This is a genomic window from Leptolyngbya sp. FACHB-1624 (assembly GCF_047649235.1).
Classification (GTDB): Bacteria; Cyanobacteriota; Cyanobacteriia; order Leptolyngbyales; family Leptolyngbyaceae; genus Leptolyngbya; species Leptolyngbya boryana.
In genome coordinates, this window is record NZ_CP180258.1 from 3,737,649 (window position 1) to 3,750,667 (window position 13,019).

The following is a 13,019-nucleotide window of genomic DNA, read 5'->3' on the forward strand; positions in this document are numbered from 1 at the left end:
CATGAAAATTGAACAGCGTCACGAATGGGTGTTGACCGCAGAAGCCGCGATCGTCATTCAACAAGAACTATCCCAAGAAGTGATCACAGACGATCAGTTTGGGACAGTGAACTATGTGGCGGGGATTGATGTCGGATTTGAAGCAGAGGGAACGATTACCCGTGCTGCTGTCGCGATCTTAAAGTATCCCGAATTAGAGTTCTGTGACCATGCGATCGCGCGTCGCCCTACTACTTTTCCTTACATTCCCGGTTTTCTCTCATTTCGTGAAGTTCCAGCCGTGCTAGATGCGTTGGAGCAAGTCAAGACAAGCCCGGATTTGTTGCTGTGTGATGGTCAAGGGTTAGCTCATCCGAGACGGTTTGGGATTGCCTGTCATTTGGGGATCTTGACGAATCTTCCTGCGATCGGAGTCGGCAAGTCTCGATTGGTTGGCAAGCACGAAGAACCGCCAGATCAGCGCGGGGCTTGGGTTCCTCTGATTTATAAAAGCAACACGATCGGAGCCGTTCTCAGAACTCGTCCAGGGACGAAACCGCTTTATATTTCATCTGGACATCGCATTCGTTTAGAAAGTGCGATCGCGTATGTAATGGGTTGTACAACAAAATATCGATTGCCAGAAACCACGCGACATGCTCATAAGTTAGCCAGTGGGTGATCGCTCGATCGCGAAAGATATCCCGACCGGCAAGCTTGAATTGATGGCGGCGCACCCTGTACGATCGAGCAAATTCCAACTTGTCGCTGAGAACCGTGAAAAGATTTCTGATTGCGTTGCTTTTATGGTTGAGCATTGCATTTCCCGCCTACGCTGCTGAACGCTGTCGCCCAGTCAACGATCAGGAAGTCTGCATTGTTTCAATTCGGCGCAGTGCTAAAAACTATTGGGAATACCGAGCGATCGTCAAAGTCGATGGCGCAGTCAAACCCTTACAGATTTACGATTGTCGATCGAAAACAACGATTCAAGACAACAAAGTTTTAGAACTGTTTGAGCAAGACGGAACCGCTGAAGCCGTCTGTAGTTTTTTCAAACCTCCGCGTGATGCTTTTGGAGTAGCAGACGGCAAACCCAGAATCATGTCCACATTACCGACGGCAAAGTTACCCAAACAAAAACTGCCACCGCAGCGATCGCCAGAACCAATTCAATAAGATTTCCAATCAGTGCGCCAAAGCCAATGCCCAATGTGACTCGTCCAGCCGTTCTCAGCCGCTCTGAAGTCGGCAAATCGCTGCGATACAGAAACTCACCGATAAATCCCCCGAGCAATCCGCCGACTAAAATTCCAGCGATCGGGCCACCGAGCGGCAGTGCAGGCAGCAATCCAAAAAAGCCGATCGCCATCCCGATAAACATCCCCATCTGGCTCCACCGACTTGCGCCGATCTGTTTTGCACCCCAGTAAGATCCCAGCCATTCCACCACTGAACTGAGCAGCAAGGCGACAAAAATCAATCCCAATGGCAGCAGCGGAATCGCAAATTTCGTGACAATACACCACAGCAAAATTGCCACCAAGATTAAACTCGGTCCCGGAATCCCTGGAACTACTGCCCCAACGACTCCGACCAACATTACCGCCACCAATATCCAATAGAGCACTGTCAATTCCATAGTTTTACTCCGTCTGACCTATCCAAACTCGCCCTATCTACGCAAGACTGCCTGAGCAAATCGATCGCGCCCATCTTCGAGATCTCTCGGCAATCCTTGTGGAAATTGTTTCTGAATAGCTGCTTTTAATGCCTGCAACCGATTGCCGGGATCGGGATGAGAACTGAGAAACTCCGGCTGTCGTCCACTCCCTGCACTCTTTGCCAAAATCTGCATCACTTCTAAAATGCCACGGGGATCGTAACCTGCGTCCAGCATAAACTTGAGTCCTAAGCGATCGCTTTCGGATTCATCATTGCGACCGTAGCGCAGATTCACTAACTGGTTCGTGGCTTGTGCGATTGCGGCTGCGCCCTGTCCGCCATCTTGTCCCCCACTGGCTGCCACCCCGACTGCTGTGACTAGCGCGCTTCCTAACTGCTGTTTTGCTAAATGTTCTGCTCCATGCCGACCCACGACATGCCCGATCTCATGTCCAAATACGGCTGCTAACTGTGCTTCTGACTTCATTTGTCCAAGCAATGCTGCTGTGATAAAAACTTGCCCACCCGGTAAAGCGAAAGCATTCACGATTTTCGGATCGCGTAAGAGGTGAAACTCATAGGTATAAGGCGATTTTGACGCATCAGAGCGCTGCACAATCCGCTGTCCTACCTCATCCATATAAGTTTGCAAGCCCTGGTCAGGAAATAATCCACCGTGCCTGGCTGCCATTTGTTGACGGCTTTGCAGTCCGAGCACAATTTCTTGTCGAGGAGTCAGTTGGACTCGCTGATTTTCGCCTGTGACTGGGTTTTGGCTAGTATTGCCGTAGTAGCTAAACAATCCCCCGATCGCGAAGATCAGCCCCAAAATTAATCGAATTAAAACACTCACAGCAGATCTTTGTCTTAAACTTGCAGTCCATTAATTCTCAAATGCTCTGATCAGATAAATCAAGTGTTCTGCTCTGCAATTCATGATTTTTAGCATGAACGCTTTAGATACTGAGATCGTTCGGGCACTCTCTAGACTGAGAAATGAGGGAAAGACATGAGCGATCGAATTGCAATTTTGCTAGCCGGTAATAAGATGACTGGCGACACGAGAGTTATCTTTAATTTAGCCGAAGGACTGATTGCTAGAGGGTTTGAAATTGATTTACTGCTCGCATCTTCTGCGCAATTTGTTTTATCAGATTTGTCGAAGCAGGTGAATGTGATTGATCTGCAGACTCCTGTCACCGCCCGCACGTCTAGTATGATCAAGCTGTTGTTTCCGTTGCTTCATTACCTTCGGCGTGTTCAACCCAAAACCTTGATCTCGAATTTGTGTTTTGCAAATGCGATCATGACCCTCAGCAAATTTCTCACGTTTCCAGCCCCAAAACTGGTTCTGGTGGAGCATCTTGCCCTCTCTACCGATGAACATGACGGTGAACCTCACAGTAAACTTCTCCCACTGTTAATTCGAGTGCTCTATCCACATGCGGATGCTGTGATTTCTGTGTCTCAGCAAATTGGTGCAGAATTGAGAAGTAAGTACAATCTCACGAACGTGCTGGCGATCGCAAATGCGGTCGTCAATTCTCGTCTCACTGAACAAGCGCAATCAGACCTAGATCATCCCTGGTTTGCATCCGATGAGATTCCGGTCTTTCTGGGAGCCGGAAGATTCGCGGCGCAAAAGGATTTTACGACGCTGATTCGAGCGTTCTCAATTTTGCGACAAGAGATGCCAGCTCGATTGGTGATTTTAGGAGATGGAGCTTTGAGATCTCAGTTAGAAGCTCAAATCCAATCCTTAGGGTTACAAGCCGATGTCGAGCTTCCAGGCTTTGTTTATAATCCCTACCAATATATGAGTCGCGCCACTGCTTTTGTTTTATCCTCGCGCTGGGAAGCTCTGCCGACCGTCTTGATTGAAGCGATGGCATGTGGGTGTCAAGTCATTGCAACTCAGTGCCGATCAGGCGTAGATGAGATTTTATCTGGCGGCGAGTTTGGGCAAATTGTTCCGATCGCAGATCCAGTAGCAATGGCTGCTGCGATGAAAAATTCAATTCAACATCCCATCTCACCGAGACTGCTAAAATTTCGCGCCGATGATTTCAGTATTGAACAAGCGGTTGATCGCTATCTAGAAGTAATCTAATTGCGATGATTATTGTGATAGTGAATTCTAGCGCCTGCCCATTGTAATTTCTCGCGTAACGTCTGGTAGTAAGAGTAATTTTCGCGCAGCACGATAAATCTTGCTTCTTCTGCTGCCATCCGAATATCCACCCGCTGTCCAGGCCAAATCGAAGTTGCCAGCACTCCGTCCATCCAAAGTTTTGTACTCAAGTCATAATCTGCCAAAGGCCAAATACTCACGACTGATCCAGACGGAATCAAAATCGGGCGACTAGATAAACTCAGGGGACAAATCGGCGTAACGGAGATCGCTGCCATACCGGGATGAATGATTGGACCATTCGCTGCAACGGTATAACACGTTGATCCCGTCGGCGTTGAAATAATCAGCCCATCGCCTTGATACTGATCGACGACTTCTCCATCAATTTCCATTTCTAAAATTGAGGTGATCATACGATCGGCAGATGCAGGCTTAATACACATCTCATTTAAGGCGAGAAAGCGATCGCTGACAGGCTCTAAATTTGTGCGATTTCCTTCATGTACGGTCGCCTGAAGCATCATTCGGGTCTGCACGGCGTAGCGATCGGCTTCTAATCGATCCCAAATCGTCTCACTGTCAAAATCATCGGGTGATTCGGTCAGAAATCCTAAATGTCCCCCAACATTCACCGCTAAAATCGGAATGCCATCAGAGGCTAAATTCCGAGCAGCAGACAATGCGGTTCCATCTCCCCCAAGTACGACAGCGAGATTGATCGGCAGAGACACGGAGGCTAGAAATACAGGATAGGGATTGTCTTTCGGACCACTTGGTCCCATAAGGACATTGCAGCCCCGCTTTTCTAACGCTTCGGCACACTTTTTCGCCCATCGTTGGCTGAGCGCATCACCGGATTTATGAATAATCAGAACTTGTTTTAACTGCACAGGACTCGATCGCAATTTTAGAACTGCTTCTTATTGTGCAGCCATAATCCGCCTTGGAAAACGAAAGGGTACCTCGAAAAATAGACGCTATTGAGAAGAATGAAGCTGATCGTCCCGCGCTTTTACATCTCTTCTCTATAAAAACGAATTTTTCAAGGAACCCGTTTATCGTCTAAGCAACAAGAAGGTGGAAATTTGAAGAGTTTCTTACCCTACAAGTGTGTTCTTAACAATTGCGTTCTCAACAATTGCGTTCTCAGTTCTGCTACAGCTCTCCTAGTCAAGGTTTTGAACGACCTCCTGAGTTGCAAACCGTACTTTCGGTTTGGCTGCATACTTATCCTCAGCAGACCGATAGCCCGTAGGACAAAGCACAACGGAAGCGTATCCTTGTTCACTTAATCCCAACACCTCGTCATACTTGGCTGGAACAAATCCTTCCATTGGGCAAGTATCGATTTCCAACATTGCAGCAGTCGTCATAAACTGCCCCAGGGCAATATAGACTTGGCGTGTAGCCCAAGCCTGCACATCTGAAGGAGAGGGGCGCTGGTCAAGGAAGCCTTTGACGACATTAGCAAATCCTTGGAGTGACTCCACAGGCACTTGTTGAACTTCAGCCATCCGCGCAATATAGCGATCGACGTATGCGGCATCAATGTTTTTCTGGATCGCGAATACAACGAGATGAGAGGCATCGACAACTTGCTTCTGTCCCCAAGAATGCTCCAGCAGTTGTTGGCGAAGTTCTAGATTGCGAATCACTAGAAATTTCCAAGGCTGTAAACCAAAAGAAGAGGGTGAGAGGACTAGACTCTGTTCGAGGACGTTCCAAGTTTCGGGCGGAATCTTCTTAGCAGGATCAAATTGCTTCGTAGCATACCGCCATTGCAAGTGCTCTAGCGCGAATTGTGGGGATGCGATCTCAGACGTAGTTGACATAGAACCTGCCATTCTTCTAATTTCTGACTCTACAGTATCGTATTTGCTATCGATTCTGAGTACAACGGTTACTTGTCTGGTGATGAGCTATCCATTGGGAAAGGGGATCTCCTTTATGGATTATCAACACACCATAACAATCGGGTCAGATAAGGTGCAGTGGCAAGCCTGTCATTCCCAGGGTATGTAGGGCAGGGGCTTATTTTTTCCTCACAAGTTCCTCAAACTTTTTTTCTATAAATTCAGCAGGTTTGAAGCCTATCCGATACATTCCGTTGGGAAGTGCAATTATGCTAGAAGCTCAAGTATCGAACTCCCTCATCAATGAATCCACCAAAGCGCAAGCGCTTGTGTTGCCCTTTCAACAAGTTGGAATTGCAGATATTCCCATCGTCGGCGGCAAGAATGCTTCACTCGGTGAAATGATTCAACAGCTTACATCCAAAGGCGTGAATGTTCCCAATGGATTTGCGACGACCGCATTTGCTTACCGCTCTTTCATTGCAGGTGCAGGATTAGAAACACAACTGCGTCAACTGTTCGCGGATTTGAATGTCGAAGATGTGCAAAATTTGCAAGAACGGGGCAGAAAAGCAAGATCGCTGATTCTCCAAACTCCCTTTCCAGTCGAATTAGAACAAGCGATCGCGAATGCTTACCAAACGCTTTGCGAGGACTATGGCACAGATACCGATGTAGCAGTCCGCTCAAGTGCGACCGCAGAAGACTTGCCAGATGCTAGTTTTGCAGGACAACAAGAAACTTATTTGAACATTCATGGCTTATCGAGTTTACTAGAAGCTTGCCATAAATGTTTTGCTTCGATCTTTACCGATCGCGCAATTTCTTACCGCCAACTGCGCGGCTTTGATCACTTAGAAATTGCACTATCAGTCGGGGTGCAAAAAATGGTGCGTTCAGACCTTGCTGCGTCGGGCGTGATGTTCTCGATCGATACTGAAACGGGATTTAGAGATGCAGCGTTGATCACGGCAGCCTACGGTCTAGGCGAAAACGTGGTGCAAGGAGCCGTCAATCCTGACGAGTATGTTGTCTTCAAACCGACGTTGAAACAAGGCTATCGTCCGATTCTAGACAAACGACTGGGTTCTAAAGAGATCAAGATGGTCTATGACCTCGGTGGAACTAAATCGACGAAGAATCGCTCGGTTTCACTCGAACAACGGCAGCAATTTGCGATCGCAGATGAGGAGATTCTGCAACTCGCAAACTGGGCTTGCATCATTGAAGACCACTATTCACAAGTGCGTGGCGTTCCGACGCCGATGGACATTGAATGGGCAAAAGATGGCATCACAGGCGAACTGTTTATTGTGCAAGCTAGACCCGAAACGGTGCAATCACAAAAGACTCAGCAAATTCTGCGCACGTATCGGTTAGTCGCTACGCCTCCAGAACCCATGATCACGGGGCGGGCTGTCGGTGAAATGATCGGGCAAGGTAAAGCACGAGTGATTCTTGATGTGCATCAGCTTGATCAATTCCAAACTGGGGATGTTTTGGTGACGAATCGGACTGATCCAGACTGGGAACCCATCATGAAAAAAGCAAGCGCGATCGTCACTAATCAGGGCGGTCGAACTTGTCATGCGGCAATCATTGCAAGAGAAATGGGGATTCCAGCGATCGTCGGCTGCGGCAATGCGACGACTCAAATCTATACGGGTCAATCGATTACCGTAAGTTGTGCAGAAGGCGAAACCGGGCGAGTCTATGCGGGAATGATCCCGTTTGAAATCAATGAAGTTGAGTTAGAAACCTTACCGCAGACCAAAACCGACATTTTGATGAATGTCGGCAATCCTCAGGAAGCATTTAGTCTTGCTGCCATTCCAAACGATGGTGTTGGGCTAGCACGCTTGGAGTTTATCATTGCCAATCAAATTCAAACGCATCCACTCGCGTTGATTTACTTTGATGAGCTAGACGATCGCGTTGCCCAAGCTCAAATTGCAGCACTTACTCCCGGATACGACGACAAATCCCAGTTCTTTGTTGATAAGTTAGCCTATGGAATTGGCACGATCGCGGCTGCGTTCTATCCGAAACCTGTGATTGTTCGCATGTCGGACTTCAAGAGCAATGAGTATGCGAACTTACTTGGTGGACGGCAGTTTGAACCGCGCGAAGAAAACCCGATGATTGGCTGGCGTGGAGCTTCTCGTTACTATGATGAGCGGTATCAAGAAGGCTTCGCCCTGGAATGTCAAGCCATGAAGCGAGTTCGAGATCAGATGGGATTGACGAATGTGATTCTGATGATTCCGTTCTGTCGAACGCCCGAAGAAGGAAAACGAGTCCTAGCCGAGATGGCAAAATACGGTTTGACTCGTGGCGAAAATGGGCTGCAAGTGTATGTTATGTGTGAGTTGCCGAGTAACGTCATGTTAGCGACTCAGTTCTGTGAAGTGTTTGATGGCTTCTCGATCGGGTCGAATGATCTGACTCAGTTAACATTAGGACTCGATCGCGATTCTTCACTGGTTGCTCATTTGTTTGATGAACGTAATGAAGCGGTCAAGCAAATGGTCGGACTGGCGATCGCGAAAGTGAAACGCTGTGGACGTAAGATTGGCATCTGTGGACAGGCTCCCAGTGACTATCCAGAGTTCGCCAAATTCCTAGTTCAGCAGGGCATTGATTCGATTAGCTTGAATCCTGATTCTGTATTGAAGACGAGAATGGCGATCGCACAGGCAGAACAGTAACGAGGACCCATGAGGTTATATAGCAAAACGGAGCCTTGATCTTCAAGGCTCCTAGCATGAAAGAGAATTTAGATCTGGTTATGATTGTTGTGACATTGGGTCAGCAATATACTTAAACGTGGGTTCTGAATTCCAGGGACCACGCTGATCTTGACCATTTTGAGAGAGGTTGTAGTAAATATCCACGGTTTCATCCGGTTGAATATTACCAAACATCGGATCAGTCAGTTTGCCCATAGAATCCAATGCTTTCATGAACATTTGGGTGTGCGAAATTTCGCGAGTTAGCAAATGGACTAGCGTTTTCTCAGTTCCTTTGTCTGGAGCGAGTTTAATCAGCGCCTCATAAGTTTGTCGCGCTCCTGCTTCTGCGGCAATGTTAGCGCGTAAGTCACGGACAACATCACCGCCTTCGTTAATGTAGGCAGCCGTCCAAGCTGAGCCTTGGCTATCGAGGAAGTGAGGTCCCATCCCGCGCACAGCAAACAGAGAACTCTTGTAAGCTTCGGTTTGGTCTACATTCTTGGTATGGGATTCGATCAGTTTGCCCACCATTTCCAAGTGCCCAAACTCTTCGATCGCAATGTCCTGGAGCATATCTCGAATGCCAGGATTTTCGCAGTGAAAAGACTGTACCCAGTACTGTAGAGCAGCAGTCAACTCGCCCGTGGCACCCCCGAATTGTTCTAATAGTAATTGAGCAAACTTTGGATTTGCGTCGTCAACATTGACAGTATGGATAGATTCTTTTTTGTGAAAAAACATTTTGTCCCCTTGTTCTAGCTTATGAAAATACTTTCTTAGAAGGCTTTATCGTTTGGTGAATGAAACACATCTAAGAGATTAGGTCAGGGTTTTAGGAAGTACCTTGACCTTTAGGAAGACTTCTGCCAAATGTTCTAAACTCTGCTCTTAGACGTTTCTGAATTTGTTAGAAATAGTTTTAAGCTGTGGCTCCGGGCACTAATTCTACTTTGACCCATCCTGGTTTACGTTGATCAAACGATTTATAGGCATCTAGCACCGAAGTCATCGGCTCGATTTGTGACAGAATTTGTGTTGGTGTTACCATTCCGCTTTGTACCATATCAATCAGTTTCGGAATGTATTTACGGTGATTGCAATTTCCCATCTTGATCGTGAGATTTTTGTTCATTGCCATCCCGATTGGGAAAAACTTATGCGTCAGGGGGTACACCCCAATAATCGATAATGTTCCTGCTTTTGCTAGTGCTTGGACTGCCCATTCCAACGCTTGAGAAGGAGCATTTCCCGGATGCCAATTCCCATTCTGCGGATTGATTTGAGGCGCAATCTCATGGACTTGTTGCTGAAACTGCTGCATTTGTGCTTGAGCTTTTTGAGCAGCAGCACCTGAATGCGGCGCAACAGCATCGACACCGACAGCATCGATCGCTCGATCGACTCCTGCTCCTCCCGTTAAACTTTTCAGTGTCTCGACCGGATCTTCGACATTAAAGTCAATGATTTCGGCTCCGAGTGCCTTTGCCATTTGCAAACGAGAAGGAATCGTATCGATCGCAAAAATTCGTCCTGCACCCAAGAGTTGTGCGCTCTTAATAGCAAATTGTCCAACTGGCCCGCAGCCAAAGATTGCCACTGTATCTCCAGGTGTAATTTCTGCTAGTTCTGCTCCGAAGTAAGCGGTTGGGAAAATATCGGATAGTAGAATTGCTTCATCGTCAGTCACACCTTGCGGCAGTTTGACGAGTCCCGTACTGGCATAGGGAATTCGCGCATACTCGGCTTGCAGTCCATCGATCGGGCCTGTGGGTTCGGGTCCACCAAAGAATGCGGTTCCGGCATCGGGACCATTGGGATTAGCAACGTCGCATTGAGCATAGTAACCCGATCGACAATATGAACAGTAGCCACACGCAATGGTAGACGGAATCACCACTCGATCGCCTTTGTTCAAATTCCGCACATTTGCGCCGACTTCTTCAACGATTCCTACGCCTTCATGTCCGAGAATGGTTCCTGCCTTCATGCCTGTAAACGTTCCGCGAATCATGTGGAGATCGGTTCCACAGATCGCACTGGCAGTTAGGCGCACGATCGCATCTAGGGGATCTTTTATCTTGGGTTCAGGGACATTATCTAACCGAATATCACCGACTCCGTGAAACACAACAGCTTTCATCACTAAGTTCCTCGATTGTCTGAACCGTGAAGTCGATGTCATTCGCCATTTTTGGCAGGCTGAAAGCAGAGACAACACTTGGACGGATGATAGAGAGTCAGGATCCGAACTTCGTCTAACCAGAGGCAGAGCGATCGAGACAAAAGCTGTCGCTGAGAATTGTTTGTTCAGAATCTAATTTTGGCTATCCGCGATCGACTCGGCTCTCGATCGCGGTTTGCACGGCTTCCGGTACGTTGGTCAAAAAGTTATAGCCTGTTTTTGCTTCAAGCTGATCGACACTCACTCGAAAGTCTCGCCAAGTCTTATCTTTAATGCCTTGAATATTGGGAACATCGACTGCAATCACCCGCGTTTTATTCGTGACATTCGCCGCCCTTAACCCCGGCTTATCCAGAACGACAATTACTTTCCAAGTCGAAGCAGGAATCGAAATTTTTGCTGCCCCAATCGTGCCTTTTTCCCCAACTCCACCTGCAATGATATAAAGTTCTTTGCCCAGATTTGCCAATCGACGAGACTCGCTTTCTAAGCTCTCCCAAACATCACGATTGTTATCTGGCGTTTGAGGAACAATGTTGGTCATCAAGAAAGTTGCAGAATTCGTCGCGATATCTTTGGCGCGATCGGCAGAAGGAGCCATATGTCCACGATCGTATCCACTGCCGTTGTAGTCGCTTGATTTCACTTGATACCAGCCCTTCGGCAAAGTGGGATCGGCACGAAAATCATTAGTTCGAGGAGCTGTGCCTAACCAGCTTTTATTGAGCTGCCAACTCACCCAGTTGGGAATCCGTTTGGTGTTGTTGTATGACAGTGCATAGGGGCGCTGATTGTCGTCAATTAAATAATCATTGGCATTTTGAATGTCGCGAGTTGCTTTGCTCGGAATCCCCATCGTCAGATGAACATTGCCGACAACTGGAGGGAGAAAGGGTTGAGTTCCAGTCGGTTCCTTGGGGCGATTGATTAAAATAATGCCGCCTACAATTAAGGCAATGACCAGAGCCGCGATCGCGAAAATTTGCCAACGAGGTTTCAGCATACGAAAACTAATCTTTTGGACACCATTATGCAGTGGTTTTTGACTTCCATAGTACGCAAAGTGTTCAATCTTAACGCTAGAGTAGTGATGTGCCCGCTACTTCTAAGAAATAGAGAAATGTATTGCAATCATGTTACCGACTGAGTTATTAATTCATCGATTCAATGGAGAAGAAATTGCACCAAAACGGTTAGAGTTTGATGCGAGAGTTTTAGCGATCGCTGAAGATGTCATCACCTTATTTCAAGAAGCTCGGAACGGAACTAGAGGCGCACTCAATCGGCAACTGCAAGAGCTTGAAGGAGAAGAGACGGACTATCGAGTCAAGCGAGGATTAGCGCATTTACTCAATAGCTCATTTAGTACGTTTGAAACTGTGAGTCCCCTTGATCCGCCGATGTTACGAGAGCGGGTGTTTGCATTGTCTGCGCAAAGTGTTCCGAGTGCTCAGGCAACTCAGATGACGATCGAGAAGATTGCCAATGATTTGGGTCAAGAACTCGATCGCGAAGTCTTACCCGAACAAGTAAAAGCTGGACTGTATGCGGACTTACCAGAGAATCAAATTCTAACGAGCTTTGAAGCTCCAACGCCAGACGCACTGCTCCATCGCTACAATTTATCGCAAGTGCAAGGTGTGTTTTATCGGGCAAGTCATTTGGTGATCAATGCTCACCGCAATGATCCGGGACAGTATAAGCTCTTGTTTCGGTACATGAAATTGTTTCAGTTGATGACGTATATCGAAGGCGATGCGGATCATGGATTTACGTTGACGATCGATGGTCCGACCAGTTTGTTTAAGCCTTCAACTCGGTATGGACTTGCGATCGCAAAGTTACTTCCTGCTTTACTGCATGTAACTCGCTGGAGCCTTGCCGCAGAATTGCAGATTAACGATAGCTATTCTGGACAAAAGCGGCAAGGGCGATTTGCTCTAGATTCTGAATGTGGATTGGTCAGCCACTATCCGCCTGGGAAGACCTACGATAGTTTACTAGAAGCAGGATTTGTCGATCGCTGGAATAAAGCGAAGACGGAATGGCGATTAGAACGAGAAGTTGATTTAATTCCGATTCCCGGCAGTGTGATGATTCCAGATTTTCGAGTCGTGCATCCAGATGGTCGATCGTTTCTAGTAGAAATTGTCGGATATTGGCGACCTGAATATTTGCGGAAAAAGTTTTCACAAGTTAGACAGTCGGGGCGGGATGATTTGATTTTGGCAGTTTCAGAGCGACTGAATTTAGAGAATGCAGGGGTGAAAATCTCAGATACACCTGCTCGAATTGTTTGGTTTAAGGATCAATTGCTCCCGAAAGCGATTTTACAAGTCTTAGAGGATGTTTGAACAGTATCGTTCATCGCATTCACCCGCCCTGGAATGGAATTCCGGGCTAGTTGAACAAAGTCCACTCAAGGGACTAACAGTCAGTTAGAACCGGGTCTTCAGTCCTTTTCAAAGGACTTT

The 13,019-nt window shown here is 47.3% G+C and carries 12 protein-coding genes; 5 read left to right on the forward strand and 7 right to left on the reverse strand.

The annotated features are described in order from the left end of the window. Position 1: 1 nt before the first annotated feature. On the forward strand, positions 2-661 hold the full coding sequence (gene nfi, locus ACMUEV_RS17570) for a deoxyribonuclease V (RefSeq protein ID WP_190649888.1): 660 nt from the start codon (positions 2-4) through the stop codon (positions 659-661). A gap of 95 nt (positions 662-756) precedes the next feature. Next, positions 757-1,158 carry a hypothetical protein gene (locus tag ACMUEV_RS17575; RefSeq protein WP_190649891.1) on the forward strand — a complete coding sequence of 134 codons (402 nt, stop codon included), beginning with the start codon at positions 757-759 and terminating at the stop codon, positions 1,156-1,158. On the opposite strand, the gene ACMUEV_RS17580 is transcribed toward ACMUEV_RS17575, so the two are convergent. Both ACMUEV_RS17580 and ACMUEV_RS17585 read right to left on the reverse strand, forming a co-directional pair. Next, positions 1,082-1,621: a DUF456 domain-containing protein gene (locus ACMUEV_RS17580; protein WP_190649892.1), complete on the reverse strand. Its 540-nt coding sequence runs from the start codon at positions 1,619-1,621 to the stop codon at positions 1,082-1,084. The genes ACMUEV_RS17575 and ACMUEV_RS17580 overlap by 77 nt on opposite strands. Before the next feature lie 33 nt (positions 1,622-1,654). After that, positions 1,655-2,497: a M48 family metalloprotease gene (locus ACMUEV_RS17585; RefSeq protein WP_190649894.1), complete on the reverse strand. Its 843-nt coding sequence runs from the start codon at positions 2,495-2,497 to the stop codon at positions 1,655-1,657. Between the two features lie 156 nt (positions 2,498-2,653). On the opposite strand from ACMUEV_RS17585, the gene ACMUEV_RS17590 reads away from it, so the two are divergent. Further along, complete coding sequence (locus ACMUEV_RS17590) at positions 2,654-3,754, forward strand: glycosyltransferase (protein WP_190649896.1); 1,101 nt, start codon at positions 2,654-2,656, stop codon at positions 3,752-3,754. On the opposite strand, the gene ACMUEV_RS17595 is transcribed toward ACMUEV_RS17590, so the two are convergent. Continuing rightward, positions 3,751-4,668, reverse strand: a complete 918-nt coding sequence (locus tag ACMUEV_RS17595; RefSeq protein ID WP_017287781.1) for an NAD(+) kinase — start codon at positions 4,666-4,668, stop codon at positions 3,751-3,753. The two genes, ACMUEV_RS17590 and ACMUEV_RS17595, sit on opposite strands and share 4 nt — an antisense overlap. Before the next feature lie 276 nt (positions 4,669-4,944). Continuing rightward, positions 4,945-5,610 carry an NAD(P)H-dependent oxidoreductase gene (locus ACMUEV_RS17600; protein WP_242044322.1) on the reverse strand — a complete coding sequence of 222 codons (666 nt, stop codon included), beginning with the start codon at positions 5,608-5,610 and terminating at the stop codon, positions 4,945-4,947. A 290-nt stretch (positions 5,611-5,900) separates the two neighbouring features. Here ACMUEV_RS17600 and ppsA point away from each other — a divergent pair, with 290 nt between their 5' ends. Continuing rightward, positions 5,901-8,339, forward strand: coding sequence for a phosphoenolpyruvate synthase (ppsA, locus tag ACMUEV_RS17605; protein WP_190649900.1), 2,439 nt, complete (start codon positions 5,901-5,903; stop codon positions 8,337-8,339). 78 nt (positions 8,340-8,417) lie between these two features. Here the strand turns inward: ppsA and ACMUEV_RS17610 are convergent, their stop codons facing one another. The 3 genes from ACMUEV_RS17610 to ACMUEV_RS17620 all read right to left on the reverse strand — a co-directional run bounded on the left by ACMUEV_RS17610 (position 8,418) and on the right by ACMUEV_RS17620 (position 11,548). Further along, positions 8,418-9,104, reverse strand: coding sequence for a manganese catalase family protein (locus tag ACMUEV_RS17610; protein ID WP_017287778.1), 687 nt, complete (start codon positions 9,102-9,104; stop codon positions 8,418-8,420). A gap of 178 nt (positions 9,105-9,282) precedes the next feature. Next, positions 9,283-10,503, reverse strand: a complete 1,221-nt coding sequence (locus ACMUEV_RS17615; RefSeq protein WP_190649902.1) for a zinc-dependent alcohol dehydrogenase — start codon at positions 10,501-10,503, stop codon at positions 9,283-9,285. Between the two features lie 184 nt (positions 10,504-10,687). Then, positions 10,688-11,548, reverse strand: a complete 861-nt coding sequence (locus tag ACMUEV_RS17620; protein WP_190649904.1) for a DNA/RNA non-specific endonuclease — start codon at positions 11,546-11,548, stop codon at positions 10,688-10,690. A gap of 130 nt (positions 11,549-11,678) precedes the next feature. On the opposite strand from ACMUEV_RS17620, the gene ACMUEV_RS17625 reads away from it, so the two are divergent. Continuing rightward, entirely contained in the window at positions 11,679-12,899 is a 1,221-nt protein-coding gene (locus ACMUEV_RS17625) for a DUF790 family protein (protein ID WP_190649906.1), read from the forward strand. Positions 12,900-13,019 lie beyond the last annotated feature (120 nt).

Bases quoted from the DNA above. Each gene is read 5' to 3' on its own strand.
- nfi (WP_190649888.1), top strand. From the start codon at position 2: ATGAAAATTGAACAGCGTCACGAATGGGTGTTGACCGCAGAAGCCGCG.
- ACMUEV_RS17580 (WP_190649892.1), bottom strand. From the start codon at position 1,621: ATGGAATTGACAGTGCTCTATTGGATATTGGTGGCGGTAATGTTGGTC.
- ACMUEV_RS17590 (WP_190649896.1), top strand. From the start codon at position 2,654: ATGAGCGATCGAATTGCAATTTTGCTAGCCGGTAATAAGATGACTGGC.
- ACMUEV_RS17600 (WP_242044322.1), bottom strand. From the start codon at position 5,610: ATGTCAACTACGTCTGAGATCGCATCCCCACAATTCGCGCTAGAGCAC.
- ppsA (WP_190649900.1), top strand. From the start codon at position 5,901: ATGCTAGAAGCTCAAGTATCGAACTCCCTCATCAATGAATCCACCAAA.
- ACMUEV_RS17610 (WP_017287778.1), bottom strand. From the start codon at position 9,104: ATGTTTTTTCACAAAAAAGAATCTATCCATACTGTCAATGTTGACGAC.
- ACMUEV_RS17615 (WP_190649902.1), bottom strand. From the start codon at position 10,503: ATGAAAGCTGTTGTGTTTCACGGAGTCGGTGATATTCGGTTAGATAAT.
- ACMUEV_RS17620 (WP_190649904.1), bottom strand. From the start codon at position 11,548: ATGCTGAAACCTCGTTGGCAAATTTTCGCGATCGCGGCTCTGGTCATT.
- ACMUEV_RS17625 (WP_190649906.1), top strand. From the start codon at position 11,679: ATGTTACCGACTGAGTTATTAATTCATCGATTCAATGGAGAAGAAATT.